This is a genomic window from Paractinoplanes bogorensis (assembly GCF_018829635.1).
In the GTDB taxonomy this organism is placed as follows: Bacteria; Actinomycetota; Actinomycetes; order Mycobacteriales; family Micromonosporaceae; genus Actinoplanes; species Actinoplanes bogorensis.
Genome location: NZ_JAHKKG010000002.1, coordinates 18,232 through 35,835, shown reverse-complemented (window position 1 = coordinate 35,835; position 17,604 = coordinate 18,232). Strand labels below are relative to the sequence as shown.

General features: G+C 69.9%; 18 protein-coding genes and 1 pseudogene. 4 read left to right on the top strand and 15 right to left on the bottom strand.

Features of this window, described 5'->3' with window-relative positions; translation table 11 throughout:
• Window positions 1–14 precede the first annotated feature (14 nt).
• Window positions 15–881, bottom strand: coding sequence for a G5 domain-containing protein (locus KOI35_RS04895; RefSeq protein WP_215784839.1), 867 nt, complete (start codon window positions 879–881; stop codon window positions 15–17).
• A gap of 148 nt (window positions 882–1,029) precedes the next feature.
• A complete protein-coding gene (locus KOI35_RS04890; RefSeq protein WP_215784838.1) occupies window positions 1,030–1,593 on the bottom strand; it encodes an NADPH-dependent FMN reductase in 564 nt (187 codons plus the stop codon).
• 142 nt (window positions 1,594–1,735) lie between these two features.
• On the opposite strand from KOI35_RS04890, the gene KOI35_RS04885 reads away from it, so the two are divergent.
• The 3 genes and pseudogenes from KOI35_RS04885 (at window position 1,736) to KOI35_RS04875 (ending at window position 3,254) form a co-directional block, all read left to right on the top strand.
• A complete protein-coding gene (locus KOI35_RS04885; RefSeq protein WP_215784837.1) occupies window positions 1,736–2,224 on the top strand; it encodes a MarR family winged helix-turn-helix transcriptional regulator in 489 nt (162 codons plus the stop codon).
• A 15-nt stretch (window positions 2,225–2,239) separates the two neighbouring features.
• Window positions 2,240–2,458 (top strand): annotated as a pseudogene (locus tag KOI35_RS04880) (GNAT family N-acetyltransferase); the annotation flags it as partial.
• A gap of 253 nt (window positions 2,459–2,711) precedes the next feature.
• Window positions 2,712–3,254 (top strand): DUF6886 family protein, encoded by a 543-nt coding sequence (locus KOI35_RS04875; RefSeq protein WP_215784836.1) that lies wholly within the window; start codon window positions 2,712–2,714, stop codon window positions 3,252–3,254.
• Here KOI35_RS04875 and KOI35_RS04870 read toward each other — a convergent pair.
• From KOI35_RS04870 to KOI35_RS04815, 12 genes are all read right to left on the bottom strand, one after another.
• The gene (locus KOI35_RS04870) at window positions 3,229–3,816 is read right to left on the bottom strand and encodes a TetR/AcrR family transcriptional regulator (protein ID WP_215784835.1); all 588 of its coding nucleotides are present in this window, start codon (window positions 3,814–3,816) and stop codon (window positions 3,229–3,231) included. The genes KOI35_RS04875 and KOI35_RS04870 overlap by 26 nt on opposite strands.
• A complete protein-coding gene (locus KOI35_RS04865; RefSeq protein WP_215784834.1) occupies window positions 3,813–5,015 on the bottom strand; it encodes an acyl-CoA dehydrogenase family protein in 1,203 nt (400 codons plus the stop codon). The genes KOI35_RS04870 and KOI35_RS04865 overlap by 4 nt, the downstream gene beginning before the upstream one ends.
• Entirely contained in the window at window positions 5,015–6,007 is a 993-nt protein-coding gene (locus tag KOI35_RS04860; protein ID WP_215784833.1) for a phosphotransferase family protein, read from the bottom strand. Before KOI35_RS04860 ends, KOI35_RS04865 begins: the two co-directional genes overlap by 1 nt.
• The gene (locus KOI35_RS04855) at window positions 6,004–6,783 is read right to left on the bottom strand and encodes an SDR family NAD(P)-dependent oxidoreductase (RefSeq protein WP_215784832.1); all 780 of its coding nucleotides are present in this window, start codon (window positions 6,781–6,783) and stop codon (window positions 6,004–6,006) included. The genes KOI35_RS04860 and KOI35_RS04855 overlap by 4 nt, the downstream gene beginning before the upstream one ends.
• Entirely contained in the window at window positions 6,780–7,523 is a 744-nt protein-coding gene (locus tag KOI35_RS04850; RefSeq protein ID WP_215784831.1) for an SDR family oxidoreductase, read from the bottom strand. The genes KOI35_RS04855 and KOI35_RS04850 overlap by 4 nt, the downstream gene beginning before the upstream one ends.
• A gap of 45 nt (window positions 7,524–7,568) precedes the next feature.
• On the bottom strand, window positions 7,569–8,834 hold the full coding sequence (locus tag KOI35_RS04845; protein WP_215785491.1) for an ABC transporter substrate-binding protein: 1,266 nt from the start codon (window positions 8,832–8,834) through the stop codon (window positions 7,569–7,571).
• Window positions 8,835–9,324: 490 nt separating this feature from the next.
• The gene (locus KOI35_RS04840; protein WP_215784830.1) at window positions 9,325–10,347 is read right to left on the bottom strand and encodes a branched-chain amino acid ABC transporter permease; all 1,023 of its coding nucleotides are present in this window, start codon (window positions 10,345–10,347) and stop codon (window positions 9,325–9,327) included.
• Between the two features lie 355 nt (window positions 10,348–10,702).
• Window positions 10,703–11,581 (bottom strand): branched-chain amino acid ABC transporter permease, encoded by an 879-nt coding sequence (locus tag KOI35_RS04835; protein WP_215784829.1) that lies wholly within the window; start codon window positions 11,579–11,581, stop codon window positions 10,703–10,705.
• A 1-nt stretch (window position 11,582) separates the two neighbouring features.
• Entirely contained in the window at window positions 11,583–12,287 is a 705-nt protein-coding gene (locus KOI35_RS04830; RefSeq protein WP_215784828.1) for an ABC transporter ATP-binding protein, read from the bottom strand.
• Window positions 12,284–12,985: an ABC transporter ATP-binding protein gene (locus KOI35_RS04825; RefSeq protein ID WP_215784827.1), complete on the bottom strand. Its 702-nt coding sequence runs from the start codon at window positions 12,983–12,985 to the stop codon at window positions 12,284–12,286. The genes KOI35_RS04830 and KOI35_RS04825 overlap by 4 nt, the downstream gene beginning before the upstream one ends.
• Window positions 12,986–13,659: 674 nt before the next feature.
• On the bottom strand, window positions 13,660–14,280 hold the full coding sequence (locus KOI35_RS04820; RefSeq protein ID WP_215784826.1) for an alpha-ketoglutarate-dependent dioxygenase AlkB: 621 nt from the start codon (window positions 14,278–14,280) through the stop codon (window positions 13,660–13,662).
• A gap of 28 nt (window positions 14,281–14,308) precedes the next feature.
• Window positions 14,309–15,358 carry an aldo/keto reductase gene (locus KOI35_RS04815; RefSeq protein ID WP_215784825.1) on the bottom strand — a complete coding sequence of 350 codons (1,050 nt, stop codon included), beginning with the start codon at window positions 15,356–15,358 and terminating at the stop codon, window positions 14,309–14,311.
• A gap of 76 nt (window positions 15,359–15,434) precedes the next feature.
• Between KOI35_RS04815 and KOI35_RS04810 the strand changes: the two genes are divergently transcribed.
• Window positions 15,435–15,965, top strand: coding sequence for a TetR/AcrR family transcriptional regulator (locus KOI35_RS04810; protein ID WP_215784824.1), 531 nt, complete (start codon window positions 15,435–15,437; stop codon window positions 15,963–15,965).
• Here the strand turns inward: KOI35_RS04810 and KOI35_RS04805 are convergent.
• Window positions 15,962–17,572: an MFS transporter gene (locus KOI35_RS04805; RefSeq protein WP_215784823.1), complete on the bottom strand. Its 1,611-nt coding sequence runs from the start codon at window positions 17,570–17,572 to the stop codon at window positions 15,962–15,964. The two genes, KOI35_RS04810 and KOI35_RS04805, sit on opposite strands and share 4 nt — an antisense overlap.
• Between the last annotated feature and the right edge of the window lie 32 nt (window positions 17,573–17,604).

Sequence of the window (17,604 nt, the reverse complement as noted above, 5' to 3'; positions counted from 1 at the left end):
CAGTCTGCGATCGGTCAGCGCCGGCCGCAATTCATTTGTGGCAGCTCACCCACCGAGCCGCCGTTGAGCAGCTGGACGTCCTGGTCGAGCACGTTGATCGAGCCGCTCTCGGGTGAGCAGGCCTGGCGACCGAGCGGCACGCAGAGGTCGAGGCCCTTGTCGTCACACCGGCCGTCGAAGCCACGCCGTCCCCCGAACGCGATCACCCGGTGTTGCGGTTGCCGGGTCACCACGATGTCCATCAGCTTGCGGCTGGTCTCCTGGCCGTCGGTCAGGGTTACCAGATAGCGCAGCGTTTCCTCGCCGGCCACACCCTCGGCCTGCACCTTCCGAGTCCCGCGGGGAAGAGAGGGATCCCGTACGAACCGGGTCTGGAACGGAACCTCGCGCGTCTCGACATCCGTCCGCGTGGTGACCTGAGGTCCCGGGGGGATGGCGGCGGTCGGCGCCTCCGAGCCCGGCCGGCCCGGCGACCCGGCCTGCGATGCCTTCGCCGGAGGCCGGGGCGCGCGCGTTCCCGTGCGGTCCGCCTTGTCCGACGTGCGGGGGGTCGTCCCGGCCGGGGTGGTCGTCCCGGCGGCCCGATGCGCAGGCCCGGCGGCTCCGGCCACCGCACCCGCGGGCACGGGAACCGATCCGGCCGAGTCGGCCCCCAGGCCCATCGATCCCGGTGGACGCGTCTCGTAGCTGGCCTGCGGGTCGACCGGCGGCGCCCCGCCCGCCTGGCCGATCGCCGTCACGATCCGTGGCGCGGCCGGGTCGTCGCCGGTGAGCATGCCGACACCCACAGCGACGCCGCCGATCGCGATGAGCAGCGCGCTGGTCCCGGCCGTCATCCGGACGCCGAACGGCAGACGGGCCCACCAAGACTTTCGTGGCATTTCGAGCAATTGCTGAAGAGAGTCACTAGTTGTCGTGGTTTGCACCCAAGCATTGTGCGCCGCGGCCCCCGGGATGCAAGCACCTCCGGGGGCCGTTTGTGCATTACGCCCTTTTCGGACGGTCTTGCGTTACTTCTTGGCCGATGCCTCAGGCGGCCTTGCGGACGGTCTCGAGGGCCTTGCTCCACGACACCGTCTGGTCGAGCACGGTGGCCAGGGCCTGCTCCTGACGCTCGCTCGGCAGGAACGTGCTGTAGTTCTCGAAGTCGGTCGCCAGCGACAGCAGGACCTGGGCCCGCACGTCGGCCAGCATGAGCTCGCCGGCGATCAGGCGCAGGTGCTCGACCGCGCGGGCGCCACCGATCGAGCCGTACCCGACGAAGCCGACCGCCTTGTTGTTCCACTCCTTGAAGAGGAAGTCGATCGCGTTCTTCAGGGCGCCCGAGGTGGAGTGGTTGTACTCCGGGGTGACGAAGACGAAGCCGTCGAACGAGTCGATCTTCTTGGCCCACTCGATGGTGTGCGGCTGGGAGTACTGGCCCATCGACGGCGGGATCGCCTCGTCGAGGTGGGGCAGGTTGTAGTCGAGGAGGTCGACCAGCTCGAACTCGGCGTCGGTGCGCTTGGCGGCGACGTCGTAGACCCACTTGGCCACCGCCTCGCCGTTGCGGCCCGGGCGGGTGCTGCCGAGGATGATTCCGATCTTGGTCATGTCAGTTCCTTGCCTGTGGGGGGTAGCCGCGGCCTGTGGTGTGCTTCCGCAACTCGGGTGTGTCCGTGCTCGGGTGTGTCCGTGCTCGCTAACTTGCTTCGTCAAGCAACTATTCCGGCACAGGCAGCCTACGATCAACGTCATGTCCGCCACATCACCCGATCCGGCCCTCCCGCCGGGTCTCACCGCGCTCTCCGGCTCCGAGGAGGCGGTCATGCGAGCGTTCGGCCGGATATTGATGGTGCTGCCCCGCGCCATGAACGCCGACCTCGAGGTCGAGCAGCGCATGTCGCTGAGCGAGTACAGCGTGCTGCGTCACCTGTCCGAGTCGCCGCACCGGCGGATGCGGATGAGCGAACTGGCCCAGGCCTGCGACATGTCGCTGAGTGGCATGACCCGGCTGGCCGCGAAACTGGAGTCGCTCGGCTACGTCGAGCGCGTCAAGTGCGACGAGGACGCCCGCGGCTGGAACGCGGTGCTGACCGATCCCGGCCTGGCCCGCCTGCGCGAGGCCTGGCCGACCCACCTGGCGAGCGTGCGGCGGCACATCTTCGACCACCTGGGCGGCCTCGACCTCGGCGACCTGGCCACCGTGCTCAACAAGATCGCCGGCGACGCGGAGTCGCGATGACGACCATCGAGGATCCCGGCGGCACGGGGCAGCGGCGTCGCCACCGCCGTGCTGCGGGCCCTCGAGCAGGCCGCTGTGACCCGCGGCTGGACCACGCTGCGCCTGGAGACCGGCACCGCCCAGCCCGACGCGATGCGCTTCTACGAGCGGGAGGGTTACCGCCCGATCCCCCTCTTCGGCGCGTACGCCGGGTCCGACCTCTCGGTCTGCTACGAGCGCGCCCTGGTGGGCTGAATCGGGACTGACGATCGTCTATGTCGAGCGCTATCATCCCTGTGGTCGACACGCCGCGTACGGGAAACCGGACTCTGAGTGCGACCTCTGCCGACTCTTCCCGTTCGAGGATGGGGTCGGACGTGGGGGAGGGGCGAGCATGGTCGATTGGATGCTGGTGGCCGCCGTGATGGTCCTGGCCGCGGTCCTGTTCTGGTGCGGCGAGCGGATCATCGGGCCGGACGGGCGCGAGAACATCGAGCAGATGTGAGCGATGCGTCCCCGCGACGGTGAGGTGCTGCATTTCAGCGAAGACCCGACCATCGCCCGTTTCGTGCCGCACGTCGCGCCGACGTCGAGCGAGGCCGGGGCGTACGTCTGGGCCGTAGGTCCCGATCGGGCACCGGACTACTGGTTTCCCCGGCAGTGCCCGCGCGCGATGGCCTGGGTGGTCGACGGCACGTCCGACAGAGACCGTGACCGCATCGTCGGGGCCGGGTGCGGGGTGCGGGTGCACGCGGTCGAATACGCGTGGCTCGACCGGATCCGGTCGACCCGGCTCTACGCCTATCGATTGCCGGCCGCGCCGTTCCAACCGATCGGAGCCGAGTCGCAGGCGCTGGTCGCGACCGAACCGGTCGAGCCACTGGGCCCGCCCGATCCGGTCGGCGACCTGTTCGCGCATCACGCCGAGGCCGGCATTCAGCTGCGCGTGCTCGACAACCTGTGGCCGTTCTGGGATCAGGTCGTCGGCAGCACGCTCGGCTTCAGCGGCATCCGCCTGCGCAACGCTAAGCGCCGGCCAGCAGCGCCGTGATCGTCCGCTGCAGCGTGGCCCGGGCCGCGTTCACCGGCAGATCCATGTTTTCCCGCCACGTCGCCCAGGTCGGCCACATGCTGACCGCGGTCAGGGCGTCCAGCAGCTCGTCGTTGCCCTTCACCTCGGCCGCGAACAGCACCGACAGTTCGTCGCGCACGCGTTTGACGTGCATGCGGCGATAGCGGCGCAGCGTCTCGGAGAACGGCTCCTTGATCGCGGCTGCCTTGGCCGTCGGGCCGATCTGTTCCAGCAGGCGGGCCCGCTGCCGGCAGTAGGCGTCGATGCGCTCGGCCAGCGGCAGCTCGACCGGAATCGGCCGGTGGGCGGCGTCGCGCACCTCGAGCACGCGTTTGCCGCTCGCGGTGAAGAGCGCTTCCATGTCGGCGAAGTGGCTCCACAGCGCGCGCAGCGACACCCCGGCCGTCCTGGCGATGCGGTCGGCCGTCGGGCGCAGGTCACCCTCGCCGATCAGCTGCAGGTGGGCGTCGACGATCGCGGTGCGGGTGCGTTCGGATCGGGCCGTACGGCCGTCGACCCGCGGCTGGCCAGATGAGGTCACGAGGCTGCGCTCCGGTAGCGGTTCAACTCCCGCCGGGCCAGCGAACGTTTGTGTACCTCGTCCGGGCCGTCGGCGAGTCGCAGCGTACGCGCTCCGGCCCACAGCGCCGCGAGCGGAGTGTCCTGGCCGACGCCGGCCGCGCCGTGGGTCTGGATCGCCTTGTCCAGGATCCACTCGACCGTCTGCGGCACGAGGATCTTGATGGCTTGGATCTCGGTGTGCGCGCCCTTGTTGCCGACCGTGTCCATCAGCCAGGCCGCCTTGAGTACGAGCAGCCGGGCCTGCTCGATCCGCACCCGCGAGTCGGCGATCCACTCCTGCACCACGCCCTGCTCGGCCAGCGGTTTGCCGAACGGGGTGCGGGCCAGCGCGCGCGTGCACATCAGTTCGAGGGCCCGTTCGGCCATGCCGATCAGTCGCATGCAGTGGTGGATGCGGCCCGGTCCCAGTCGCGCCTGCGAGATGGCGAAGCCGCCACCTTCCACGCCGATCAGGTTCGACCGGTTTACCCGTACGGAATCAAACAGCACCTCGGCGTGCCCACCGTGATCGCCGTCGGTGTATCCGAACACCGTCATGCCGCGCTTGACCGTCACCCCGGGAGTGTCGCGGGGGACGAGCACCATGCTCTGCTGCACGTGCCGGGCGGCATCGGGGTCCGTCTTGCCCATCACGATGAAGATCTTGCAGTTCGGGTTCATGGCGCCGGTGATGTAGAACTTGCGCCCGGTGATCACGTAGTCGTCGCCGTCGCGCTCGATCCGGGTGCCGATGTTGGTGGCGTCGGACGAGGCGACCTGCGGCTCGGTCATCGCGAAGGCCGACCGGATCTCGCCGTCGAGCAGCGGTTGCAGCCACTGCGCCTTCTGCTCGTCGCTGCCGAACTCGGCCAGCACCTCCATGTTGCCGGTGTCGGGCGCGGCGCAGTTGAGGGCGGCGGGCGCGATCGCCGGACTGCGCCCGGTGATCTCGGCCAGCGGGGCGTACTGCAGGTTGGTCAGGCCCGCGCCGTGCTCGCCGGGCAGGAACAGGTTCCACAGCCCGGCCTTTCTGGCGGCGGCTTTGAGATCCTCGAGCACGGGCGGGGGAGACCACGAATCGCTGTGAAAGCCGGCCTCGGCCGGATAGATGTGCTCGTCCATGAAGGCGAGCAACCGCTTACGGAGATCCTCGGTGGTGGAGTCGAAGGCGAAGTCCATCAGTGTCCCTCCAGCGCCTCGTGGCCGCGCATGACCAGTGGGCCGACCATCTGGCCGATCGACTCGAAACCCCCACCCACGGTCTGGCCCTGAACGTATCGGTAATGCACGCCTTCGAGAATCACGGCGAGCTTGAAGGCGGCGAATCCCACGTACCAATGCAGATCGCTGACGTCGCGCCGGCTGCGCTCGGCGTACCGGGCGCCCAGCTCGGTCAGGCTGGGATGCCCGGGCACCCGCAGCGGAGCGGTCGGACGGCCACCGGCCCCCACGTTGAGCGGCAGGTCGGCGTAGACGAACATCAGCGCGACGTCGCTCAACGGGTCGCCCAGCGTCGACATCTCCCAGTCGAGCACGGCGTTGACCTGCAGCTCGTCGCCGATCAGCACGTTGTCGAGGCGGAAGTCGCCGTGCACCACGGTGCCCGGTCCGCCGGCCGGGATGTCGACGGCCAGCCGGGCGTGCAGCTCGTCGATGCCGGCCACGTCGCGGCTGCGGGACGCGTCGAGCTGCTTCTTCCACCGGCTGACCTGCCGCTGGTTGAAGCCCTCGGGGCGGCCGAAGTCGGCCAGCCCGATCGCCGCCGGGTCGAGCGCGTGCAGGTCGGCCAGCGTGTCCACAAGCGACAGGGTGAGCGTGCGCATCGCGTCCGGGCCGAGCGCCTCCAGTGCCGCGACGTCGCGGTAGATCGTGCCGTCGACGTGCTCCATCAGATAGAACGGGGCGCCGATCACGTCGGGATCGGTGCACATCAGCACCGGGCGCGGTGCCGGGAAGCCGGCCTTGGACAGGGCCTCCAGCACGCGGTGTTCGCGCGCCATGTCGTGGGCCGTCGGCAGCACATGGCCCAGCGGGGGACGGCGGAGCACCCAGCGCTGGTCGCCATCGGTTATGGCGTACGTCAAATTGGATCTTCCGCCGGCGAACATCCGCCCGGTGAGCTCGCCGCTCTTCAGATAGGCCTGCAGGCGGGCGAGGTCGAGGCCCTTCATCGCGGGCCACCCTCGAACGCCCGCTGCATCTTGTTCATGCCGCCCAGCCAGCGGTCCGGGTCGGTCGCCCGCAACTGATAGAAGTCGGCCACCTCGGCGTGCGGCAGGATCAGGAAGCTGTCGCCCTCGAGCGCCTCGCCCACCTTGGCCGCGACCTCGTCCGGCTCGAGAGCACCGTCGGCCAGCAGGGCCGCGCTGGCACTGCCGCGCTCGCTGCCCCGGGTCAGCATGTCGGTGCGGACGCCCTGCGGGCACAACGCCTGCACGGTGATCCCGCGGTGGTGATAGGTGGCGCGCAGCCATTCCGCGTACGAGAGGGCGGCATGCTTGGTGACCGCGTAGGGCGCGCTGCCCAGCAGAGTGAGCAGCCCGGCCGCGCTGACCGTCATGACCAGGCGCTTCGGCCCGTCGCCCTTGTCCAGCCAGCGGGGCAGCAGCGCGCGGGTGACGTAGACGTGCGACATCACGTTGACGTTCCAGTCGCGTGTCCACACCTCGTCCGGGGTGCTCTCGTCGCCGGCGGTCAGCACGCCCGCGTTGGCGCAGAACAGGTCGATGCCGCCCAGCTCGTTCCAGGCCGTGTCGATCAGGCGCTGGGTGTCCTGTTCGTTCGCCGCGTCTCCGGGCACCGGCAGGCCGCCGATCTCGCTGGCCACCGCCTCGGCCGCCGACGGGTCGACGTCGTTGACGATGACCTCGGCGCCCTGGGCCGCGAACCGGCGGGCGAGGGCCGCGCCGATCCCGCCGCCGGCACCGGTGACCACGACCCGCTTCACTGCATCTTCCCGGTCAACGTGACGCCACCGTCGATGACGAGGGTCTGCCCGGTGATCCAGGCGGCGTCGGGCGAGCTGAGGAACGCGACCGCGCCCGCGACGTCTTCCGGGACGCCGAGCCGGGCCAGCGGATAGCCCGCCGACACCTTCTCCTCGCGGCCCTCGAACAGCGCACTGGCGAACTTCGTCTTCACCACGGCCGGGGCGACCGCGTTGACCCGCACCTTGGGGGCCAGCTCGACGGCCAGCTCCTCGGTGAGGTGGATCAACGCGGCCTTGGTGACCCCGTAGAAGCCGATGCCGGGCGCGGGCCGCACGCCCGAGACCGACGAGATGTTGACGATCGAGCCGCCCTCGGACAGCCCGCCGCGCAGCCCCTCCTGCACCCAGCCGAGCGTGCCGACGACGTTGACCTCGAAGATCTTGCGGGCCGCGGCCAGGTCGAGCTCGGCCAGCGGCCCGTAGACCGGGTTGATGCCGATGTTGTTGACCAGCGCGGTGACCGGGCCGAACTGGCCGAGCACGGTGTCGATGACGGCGGCCCGGTGATCGGGGTCGTCGCCCTTGCCGGCCACCCCGATCGCCACCTCGGCGCCGCCCAGATCCTTGGCCGCCGAGTCGAGCGCCGCCGCGTCGCGGCCGGTGATGCAGACCTTGTATCCGTCGGCCACGAAGCGTTGCGCGATGGCGAACCCGATCCCCCTGCTGGCCCCGGTCACGATCGCCACTTGGTCCGCCATCGACGCTCCCTCGAGTCGGTTACTGATCAGTTAACTTCTTACACCCTAAGCAGCGGGGATGCCGTTTGCAGGCGGGGCCACGGCCGCCGCCTCGTAGGCCTCGACCGCGCCGTCACCGTCGTCGGTGCGGTACGGCTTGCCGAAATACTTGGCGACGCCCTTCTCGATGGTCGTCAGCTGCTCGCCGGCGTACCCGGAATGGTCGGTCGCCGAGTAGCGGACGGGCACCAGACCCGGTCCGGTGAAGCCACCCTTGGCCACCGCAGCGGTGATGCCGTCGCGGGTCAGATCCTTGCCGGCCGCCTGCAGAGCCTGGACGAACAGATAGGCGACGGACATGCCGTACACGACGTTGTTGTCCATCTCGGCGCCGGCGTTGTACTGCGTGTTGACCTTGGTGTAGAGCTGGATCCACGGGTTCTGAGTGTCGTTGGCCAGCGGCAGATAGTTCGCGGCGACGACCCCCTCGAGCAGCGGAGCCGCGTCACCCAGCGTCTTGGCCAGCGTGGTCGGGTCGGAACCGACGTTGCTCACCACGAACTGCGGCTTGAACCCGATCTTGGCCGCGGTGCCGATCGACAGCGCGGTGAAACCGGGCACCGTGGCCAGCACGACGACCTGGCACGCGGCCGCCTTGAGCGCACCGATCTGCGGGCCGACGTTCGGGTTGCTGGTCACATAGGTCTGCTTCGCCGCGACCGCCCCGAGCACCTTCTCGACGCCGGCCAGGCTGTCCCGTCCGAAATCGTCGTCCTGGCCGAGGAAACAGACCTTCTTTCCGGCGTACGCCTCCTTGATGTGCGTCGCCAGGATCTTGCCCTCGACCGTGTAGTCCGGGTTGAACCCGAACGTGCCCGGATATTTGTCGGGCTGGTTCCAGCTGCGGCTGCCGCTGGCCACGAACAGGTCGGGCACCCGGTTGGTCTTGAGGAAGTCGAGCACGCCGCTGTGGGTCGGGGTGCCGAGGCCGTTGAGGATCGCGAACACCTTGTCCTGCAACACCAGCTGCCGTACGACCTGCTGCGTGTTCGCCGGGTTGTACCCGTCATCCATGATCTTGTAGGTGATCTTGCGGCCGTGCACGCCGCCGTTCGCGTTGACGTAATCGAAGTAGGCCTTGGTGGCCGGCGCGATCTTCGAGTAGCCGGCCGCGGCCGGACCGGTGAGCGGCATGTGCGTGCCGACCACGATCTCGGTGTCGGTCACGCCCGGGGTGTCGGCGCTGCTGCTGCCGCCACTGCTGCCGCCCGAGTTGCTGCAGCCGGCCGCGGCCAGCAGCACGGCGGTGAGGATGGTCGCGGTGCGTTTCATCATCGGCCTTTCTGCGCGGTGTCTATCCGGGATGCCGACCTGTTCGATCGGGACTGTTGGAACATTTCGGGCCGCCTGGGGGTGGCGGGGTGGGTGCGTCGCTCGCGCGATTCGGCGCTGGCGACGGCGGTTGGTGCGCGTATGGGGGGCGGTTGGCTTGTGACCCGGGTGTGTGAGACGGCCGACTCGCGGTGCGGGTGTGTGAGACGGCCGACTCGCGGTGCGGGCGGTTGGCTTGTGATCTGGGTATGTGTGGGGACGGCCGGGTTTCGGTGTCGAGTGCCCTGGACGGTCGGATGGTGGTCGGGAGGCCGGGTCGGGCTTTGCGCGGCGGGCCCACGGGGCTTACGTCGGCAATCGCAGTAAGGGCTTCGGCAGGTGCCGCGCGGGCTTATGGAGGTGGATGCTGCGCGGGCTTGCGGGGCTGGATGCCGCGCGGGCTTATGGAGGTGGATGCCGCGCGGCTTACGGGGGTGGATGCTGCGCGGGCTTACGGCGGCGGTTCCACGCGTTTGCGACGGGTGGGGAGTCGCAAGGAGGCGAGCCCGCCGGGGGCGGCGAGCATGACGACGACCAGGACGACGCCGAAGAACGTGAGTGCGAGGTTGCCCTCGAGGCGCTGCGAGCCGGCCGCCACGCCGATCTCGTGGGCGACCGCGGGTAGCGCGACCAGCAGCACCGCGCCGAGCAGGGCGCCGGTGAGCCGGCCGAGCCCGCCGATGACGATTGCCATCAGCAGGAACAGCGACAGGGTGAGCGGGAAGGCGCCGGGAGAGACGCTCTGGGCGATGATCGCGAACAGGGCGCCCGCGAGACCGGCGCAGGCAGCGGAGATGACAAAGGCGGTTACTTGCGTACGGGCGACGCTGATACCCGCAAGACGAGCCGCGGTTTCGTCGTCGCGTACGGCCCGCATGTCCCGCCCGAAACGACCGCGCGTCAGCAGCGCCAGGGCCAGCACCGTGATCAGGGCGCCGCCCCAGCACACCCAGGCCTGCCACTGCTCGACGGTCATCGAGTCGGGCGGCGGATTGAGGATGACCGACAGGCCCTGGTCGCTGTTGAACGTCTCGTCGAACGTGCTGGTGATGCTGGGGACGACGACCGCGACGGCCAGCGTCAGACCGGCCAGATAGGGCCCCCGGAGTCGCGCCGCGGCCAGCCCGATCACTGCCCCGACGGCCGTGGTGACCAGGATCGCGACCAGGATGCCGGGGAGCAGCAGGTTGAACTTGTTCTGCCAGAGCGCCAGCGTGTATGCCCCGGTCGCCATCAGCGCGCCGTGGCCCAGCGAGAGTTGCCCGTTGAGTCCGGTGAGGACGGTCAGCCCCGCCGTCACACAGAGGTAGGCGCCGACGGTCGCCAGCTGATAGGTGCGGAACGGCGGCAACGTGTAGGTCAGCGCCACCACGATCACCGCCCCGACCACCACGACGATGAACGGGCTGAGCCGGCTCCTCCGCGGCGCGGCCGTTCTGGTGGCTCGGGCGACCCGATCTCCGATCACAGTCACGCGGTCCTCGCTTCCGATCGGGCGGTCGGGCTCGTGCTGTTCTCGTCCTGGGCCGGGCGCCGGCCGCGGAAAGCGTTTGTGCTGTTCTCGCCCCGGATGGCGCGTCGGCCGCGGAAAGCGTTTGTGTAGTTCTCGCTCTGGATCGGGCGTCGGCCGTGGAATGCACTCGTGCTGTTCACGCCCCGGATCGCGCGTCGGTCGTGGGATGCACTTGTGCTGCTCTCGCCCTGGATCGGGCGCCGGCCCGTGAAGGCGTTGGCCCGGATCGGGCGTTGGACCGTGAAGGCGCTGGCCCGGATCGGGCGCCGGCTCGTGGAGGCGCCGGCCCGGATCGGGCGCTGGGCTGCGGAGGCGCTCATGCTGTTCTCGCTTTCGAGCGGGCGAACAAGCCGTCGGGGCGGCTCAGCAGCACGATCACGAGCAGGGCCAGCACGGCCATCGGGGCGACCGTCGCGCCCAGGTAGCCGCTGATGTAGGAGAGCAGCAACCCGACCAGCAGGCCGCCGAGCACCGAACCGATCGGGCTGTCGAGACCGCCGAGCACGGCCGCGGTGAAGGCCGAGATGAAGACGACGTCCATCGCGGTGGGGTGCAGGCCCAACTCGGTCGGGAGGACGAGCATGCCCGCCAGCGAGCCCACGGCGGCGGCCAAGGCCCAGCCGAGCGTGAGCATGCCGCCGACCGAGACGCCGAGCAGCCTTGACACGTCGGGCGCGAACGCCGCCGCTCGCATGCGCAGACCTGTGGGCGTACGGGTGAAAAGAAGCGTGAGCAACACGACCACCGCACCCACAGCGGCGAACACGAAGAGGTCGTAGCGGGACAGCAGCGCGACCCCGCCGATCTCGAACGCGTCGCGGCTGAACGGGGCCGCGGCCGGGCGGAACTCGTTGCCGTAGAGCATGCCCAGCACGCCCTGGATGATCAGCACGAGCCCGAGCGCGACGACCACGCCGTTGAGCGGGGACGAATGGTCGACGAAGCGCATCACCACCCGCTCGACCCCGGCGCCCAGCAGCAGGCCGGCCACGATCGCGACGACGAACCCGAGCCAGTACGAGCCGGTCGCGTCGGCCACCGAATAGCCCACGTAGGCGGTGGCGACGGCCATGGCGCCCTGCGCGAAGTTGACGATCCGGGCGGCCCGCCAGATCAGCACCAGGGCCAGCGCGAACGCGGCGTAGACAGCACCCCGGCTGAGGCCGTCGAACGTCAGGAAGACGAATCTGTCCATGTCAGAACCCCAGGTAGGCGTGCCGGAGGTCGGCGTCGTCGACCAGCGTCGCGGCGTCGTGGCGGGTGACGATGCGGCCCAGCGACAGCACGATGCCCTCGTCGGCGATCGACAAGGCGCTGCGGACGTTCTGCTCGACCAGCAGCACGGCCAGGCCGGTACGGTCGCGCAGGTCTCGCAGCAGCGCCATGATCTGCGCCGTGATCTTGGGGGCCAGGCCGAGGGACGGCTCGTCGAGCAGCAGCAGCTTCGGCTGGGCGACCAGGGCACGACCGAGCGCGAGCATCTGCCGTTCGCCGCCGGAGAGCTGGTGGCCCTCGTTGTGGCGGCGCTCGGCCAGGCGGGGGAACAGCTCGTAGATCGGTTCCAGGGAGGGCTGCGGTTTGCGCCAGAGGCCGCCGAGCCGCAGATTTTCCTCGACGGTGAGTTCGGTGACGACGCCCCGGCCCTCGGGGACGTGCGCGATGCCGTGGCGTACGAGATGCTCGACCTTGATCTTCGTCAGGTCTTGACCCTCGAGCGCGATTCGTCCTTTCTGCGCGCGAAGGAGGCCGGACAGCGTACGGAGAAGGGTGGATTTGCCCGCGCCATTGGCCCCCAGCACGGCCACAATCTGTCCAGGCTGGACGGTGAGGCTGACATCGTGCAGCACCGGGGCGGCTCCGTAACCGGCGGTCAGCCCCTCGACCTCGAGCAGCGCGCTCATGCGGCCGTTCCCAGGTAAGCCTCGGCGACCCGGTCGTTGCTCCGGATCTCGCCCGGGGTGCCGAGCGCGATCGGTTTGCCGAAGTCGAGCACGAGGATCTCGTCGCAGACCGACATGACCAGTTCCATGTGGTGCTCGACCAGCAGGACCGTGCTCTCGGTGTCGCGGATGAGGTCGGCCAGCCAGCGGATCTCGTCGGTGTCGAGGCCGCCCGCCGGTTCGTCCAGCATCAGGATCCGCGGCCGCGCGGCGAGAGCGCGGGCCAGTTCGACTCGCTTCCTTTTCGCGTACGGGAGTTCGCCCGGTCTCCGATGCGCATGCTCGGCGACCTCGCACCGTTCCAGCGCGGCCCAGGCGTCGTCGTCCCGGCGGCGCGCGCCGACCTGCACGTTCTCGAGCACGGTCATGCCGTTGAACTGGCCGACGCCCTGCAGGGTGCGGGTGATGCCGCGGCCGCTGAGCTGGTGCGGCCGGGGCCGGAACGGGCGCCCGTCGAGCGTGAGCGCCCCTGACTGCGGCGTGACGAAGCCGCAGATGACGTTGAAGAGCGTGGTCTTGCCGGCGCCGTTGGGCCCGATGATGCCGACGACCCGGCCGGGCGGTACGCGGAGCGAGACGTCGTCGAGGGCCAGCAGCCCGCCGAATCGGACGGTGATGTGGTGCAGGGCCAATCCAGGATCGGCGGATTCCGTTGACATGGTCACCTCGGGGCTCGGGGTGGCGTCCTCTGTGGAGCGTGAAGGTCAACTATTTACACTGGCAGTGTAACTTTCTCCGCGCAGGCGTCAACCGGCTGTTTCCAAGTTGTTTCCTTGCGTGTTCAGCACATGGCGAAGGAGCCCCTGGCCAGCCCGAACAGCCGGCACTGCGGGACCGCGGCCCGCCCGGCTCGGCGCCGTCGGGTCGAGCGTCCCGGCTTTGCGGTGTGCGGCTCGAGCGGCTTGACGCTGTCGAGTCGAGCGTCTCGGGTGCGCGGCCCGACCGGCGCGGCGCTGTCGGGTGGAGCGTCTCGGGTGCGCGGGTCGAGCGGCTTGGCGCTGTCGGGTGGAGCGTCTCGGGTGCGCGGGTCGAGCGGCTTGGCGCTGTCGGGTGGAGCGTCTCGGGTGCGCGGGTCGAGCGTCTCGGCTTTGCGGGGTGCGCGGATCGAGCGGCTCGGTGGCGGCGGGTCGAGCGGCTCAATGCCGGCTCGGTGGCGGCTCGGTGGCGGCGGGCCGAGCGGCTCGTTGTTTCCCGAGATGCGCGGCGCGGCTCGAAGCGGGCGGAGCTGGACAGCTGAAACGGACCGGCGCCGGGTGCGGGCGGCGGGCGCGGGCGGCGGCTCCCCGGCGTACGGGGAAACGGTTTTGTGCTCTGGGGTTTTCGCGTTGACGGGTCAGGCGACGTTGATCGGGCGGAACTGGACGCTGATGCGCGGGCCGACCGGCTTGGCCGTCTTGAGGATCGCGTGCTCCCACGTGCGCTGGCAGGAGCCGCCCATGACGATCAGGTCGCCGTGGCCGAGAGGAAAGCGCAGCGTGTCGTGACCGCCGGCGCGCGGGCGCAGCGACAGGAAGCGCGGGGAGCCGAGCGAGACGATCGCGACCATGGTGTCGTGGCGGGCCGAGCGGCCGATCGTGTCGCCGTGCCAGGCCACGCTGTCTTTGCCGTCGCGATAGAGGCACATGCCGGCGGTGACGAACTCTTCGCCCAACTCGTCGGCGTAGTGCGCGTTGAGTGCGAGCTTGGCGGCGGTCAGTGCGGGATGGGGCAGTTCTTCGTCGCCGTCATACCAGCGGAGGAGGCGGGGAACGTCGACCACGGCGTCGTACATCTGGCGGCGGTCGGCCCGCCAGTCGATGCCCAGCAGCGCCTCGAAGACGGCGTCGGAGCCGTGCAGCCAGCCGGGCAGCACGTCGACCCAGGCGCCGGCGGTGAGCCGATGGCGCGTGACGCGACCACCGAGCTCACCGACCCCGGCGGCGACGGTGTCGAACATCGACGGCTGATAACTCATGCCGCCATCTTAGTACGCCTGTTCGATCTCAGGCGTTGGCGTAGCCCGGGATGCTGTCGCGGATCTTCTGCATCTCGGCCTCGTCGGAGACGCCCTGGAAGTCGTGGCGGGGCGTGTACGGGCGCTCGAGCTGGGCCAGCTCGTCGGTGGTGAGCTCGATCTCGAGCGAGGCGACGGCGTCGTCGATCTGGGCCGTTGTGTTGGCGCCGACCAGGGGAGCGGTGACAACCGGCTTGCTGTGCAGCCAGGCCAGGGCGATCTGGGCCCGGGTGACGCCACGCCCGGCCGCGATCTTGCCGACGGCGTCGATGATCGCGCGGTTGGCCGCCTCTTCGGCCGGACTGTAGAGCATGTCGGCGAACGCGCCGTCGGTCTCGGCCCGGGCGGTCGTCTTGGCCTCGTCGTAGGCGCGGGCCAGCCGGCCGCGGGCGAGCGGGCTCCAGATGATCGTGCCCACACCCTCGTCCAGGCAGAGCGGGATCATCTCGCGCTCCTCCTCGCGGGCGAGCAGGTTGTAGTGGTCCTGCATCGTCGCGAAGCGGGCCCAGCCGTGCTGCTTCTGCAGGTGCAGGGCCTTGGCGAACTCCCACGCGTGCATCGACGACGCGCCCAGATAGCGGACCTTGCCCGCCTTGACCAGGTCGTGCAACGCCTCGAGGGTCTCCTCCCACGGCGTCTCGTGGTCGTTGCGGTGGATCTGGTAGAGGTCGATGTAGTCGGTGCCGAGCCGGCGCAGGCTGTGCTCGACCTCGGTCATGATCGCCTTACGCGACAGCCCCCGCCCGTTCGGCCCCGGGCGCATCGGGTGGCGCAGCTTGGTGGCGACGACCACGTCGTCCCGGTCGGCGAAGTCCTTCAGGGCGCGGCCGAGGATCTCTTCGCTGGAGCCGTACGAGTACATGTTCGCGGTGTCGAAGAAGTTGATCCCGGCGTCGAGCGCGTGCTTGATCAGCGGGCGGCTCGTCTCCTCGTCGAGCGACCAGACCGGGTGGCCGCGCTGCGGATCGCCGTAGGTCATGGCGCCGATGGCGATGGGCGAGACGTCGAGGCCGGTGGTTCCGAGCTTGATGTAGCGCACAGTTGTCCCCTATCGTGTTCTGGAGAGGTCTCCGATTACGTTAACGGAGACCTCTCCAGATCGCAAGGAGACGACATTGGTCCGCGCCGACGCCCGCGAGAACAGGGCCCGCATCCTGGCCGCCGCCCGGGAAGCGTTCGCCGAGGACGGCGACACGTCGATGAACCAGATCGCGCAGCGGGCCGGGGTCGGGCCGGGCACGCTCTATCGCAACTACCCGAACCGCGACGCGCTCGTCCTGGCCATCAACCAGGAGGAGATCGAGCGGCTCACCGGCTCGGTCGACCAGTTGCTGGCCGCGTCGCCCCCGGTCGAGGCGCTGCGGCTCTGGACGATCGACCTGGTGGCCGCCATGCGTGCCAAGAACGGCCTGGGCGACGCGCTCAGCCCGGCCGCGCACAAGGCGATCACCGAGCAGAGCTACGGCCCGGTGATCGAGGCCATCACGTCTCTGCTCGACGCGGGCAAGCGCGACGGAGTCATTCGTTCCGACGCCGAGCCGGGCGACTTTCTGCAGTTGACGGGCGCTTTGTGGCGGGCTGCTCCGGAGCGTACGGAGTCCATCCTGGCCCTGATCCTCGACGGGTTGAGCGTGCGGCCGCGCTAGCGGTTATCCACAAATCCGGTTGCGTCGCCCGTTTCGTGTGCGCCATCGTCTCCCGTCCCAGGGCGGGCGGGGGAGGCGGTGGCTGCTCCGACGATCTTGGAATTTTCGGTATCCGGCGAAGGCGGCGTCTCGGCGGCGGCAGCCGGCACGTCGGCCTGCCGCTTCGGGCGCAGCACGGCCACGGCGACCACGGCCGCCGCGATCCCGCCGAACACGCCGATCAGCGAGGTCGACGCGATCGCCGACACGAACGACTCCTGGGCGACCCGGGCCAGGGCCGCGTCGCCCGTCGCGGCTGCGATCGCGAGGGCGTCGCCGATGGACTCGCGAGCCTGGGCGGCGACGTCGGCCGGCATCGCGGCCCGATAGGTCGCCGTCAGCACGCTGCCCAGCACGGCGACACTCAGCGCCGTCCCGACCTGCTGCACCGTGTCGTTGACGGCCGAGCCCACGCCCACCCGGTCGGGCGGCAGCGCGGACATCAGCGTGCCGTAGGCCGCCGGTCCGGTGGTGCCGCTGCCCATGCCGATGACGACCAGCGCGATCGCCAGCTTGAGGTAGCCGTCGCCGGGGGCCAGTGAGGCCAGGATCCCGAATCCGGCCGCCATCAGGAGCAGGCCCGCGGCCAACGCCGTACGGGTGCCGAACCTCTTGTCGACCACCACCCCGACGCCGTTGAAGACCATGGCGGTGACCAGCATGGGGATGAACGCCGTGCCGGCCTTGAGGGGCGTGTAGCCGAGCACGAACTGCAGGTATTGGGTCAGCGCGAGCAGGACGCCGCCGGCTGAGAAGGACAGCAGGACGATCGACAGGCTGGCGCCGGCGAAGTTGCGGTCGCGGAAGAGTTGCATCGGCAGCATGGGCTCGGCAACCCGGCGTTCCCACAGGACGAAGGCCGTCAGGGCCACCGCCGCGACCGCGAATCCGGCCACCGAGCTTGCGCCGTCGTGGGTCGACGAGATCACGCCCCACACCAGGGCGGCCATGCCGATCGTGGACAGCAGCGCGCCCACGTAGTCGGGGCGGCTGGCCGTGCCGCGCGACTCGGGGATGATGGCCAGCGCGGCCACGATGCCGAGGGCGGCGATCGGCACGTTGAGCAGGAAGATCGAGCCCCACCAGAAGTGCTCGAGCAGCAGTCCGCCGAGGCTGGGGCCGCCGAGCGCGCCGAGCATCAGCACCGAGCTCCAGATGGCGATCGCCTTCTTGCGCTCGTCTTCGGCGAAGACGGTGGTGAGGATCGAGAGCGTGCCGGGCATCAGGAACGCCGCGCCGACGCCCATCAGACCGCGGACGGCGATCAGCTGCTCAGGGGTCTGACAGAGCGTCGCCAGCACCGAGGCGCCGCCGAAGACGACCAGCCCGATGACCAGGCCGCGGCGTCGTCCGTGCCGGTCGGAGAGGCTGCCCGCGGTGAGCAGCAGCCCGGCGAAGACCAGGATGTACGCGTCGATGATCCACTGGATCTCGGCCGTGCTGGCGCCGAGGTCGCGGATCAGGGACGGGATCGCGATGTTGAGCACCATGTTGTCGACGACGACCACCAGCAGGCTCAGGCAGAGCACCCCGAGAATCAGCCAGCGCCGCGGATTCCGCTCGGTCATGACGACCTCTCTCGTACAGTGTGCGATTGGCT

What these genes read in the sequence shown, in the direction of transcription:
- KOI35_RS04845 (WP_215785491.1), bottom strand. Translation starts at nt 8,834, where the DNA reads ATGAAACGCACCGCGACCATCCTCACCGCCGTGCTGCTGGCCGCGGCC.
- KOI35_RS04890 (WP_215784838.1), bottom strand. Translation starts at nt 1,593, where the DNA reads ATGACCAAGATCGGAATCATCCTCGGCAGCACCCGCCCGGGCCGCAAC.
- KOI35_RS04895 (WP_215784839.1), bottom strand. Translation starts at nt 881, where the DNA reads ATGCCACGAAAGTCTTGGTGGGCCCGTCTGCCGTTCGGCGTCCGGATG.
- KOI35_RS04865 (WP_215784834.1), bottom strand. Translation starts at nt 5,015, where the DNA reads ATGGACTTCGCCTTCGACTCCACCACCGAGGATCTCCGTAAGCGGTTG.
- KOI35_RS04885 (WP_215784837.1), top strand. Translation starts at nt 1,736, where the DNA reads ATGTCCGCCACATCACCCGATCCGGCCCTCCCGCCGGGTCTCACCGCG.
- KOI35_RS04820 (WP_215784826.1), bottom strand. Translation starts at nt 14,280, where the DNA reads ATGAGTTATCAGCCGTCGATGTTCGACACCGTCGCCGCCGGGGTCGGT.
- KOI35_RS04825 (WP_215784827.1), bottom strand. Translation starts at nt 12,985, where the DNA reads ATGTCAACGGAATCCGCCGATCCTGGATTGGCCCTGCACCACATCACC.
- KOI35_RS04835 (WP_215784829.1), bottom strand. Translation starts at nt 11,581, where the DNA reads ATGGACAGATTCGTCTTCCTGACGTTCGACGGCCTCAGCCGGGGTGCT.
- KOI35_RS04805 (WP_215784823.1), bottom strand. Translation starts at nt 17,572, where the DNA reads ATGACCGAGCGGAATCCGCGGCGCTGGCTGATTCTCGGGGTGCTCTGC.
- KOI35_RS04875 (WP_215784836.1), top strand. Translation starts at nt 2,712, where the DNA reads ATGCGTCCCCGCGACGGTGAGGTGCTGCATTTCAGCGAAGACCCGACC.
- KOI35_RS04860 (WP_215784833.1), bottom strand. Translation starts at nt 6,007, where the DNA reads ATGAAGGGCCTCGACCTCGCCCGCCTGCAGGCCTATCTGAAGAGCGGC.
- KOI35_RS04850 (WP_215784831.1), bottom strand. Translation starts at nt 7,523, where the DNA reads ATGGCGGACCAAGTGGCGATCGTGACCGGGGCCAGCAGGGGGATCGGG.
- KOI35_RS04830 (WP_215784828.1), bottom strand. Translation starts at nt 12,287, where the DNA reads ATGAGCGCGCTGCTCGAGGTCGAGGGGCTGACCGCCGGTTACGGAGCC.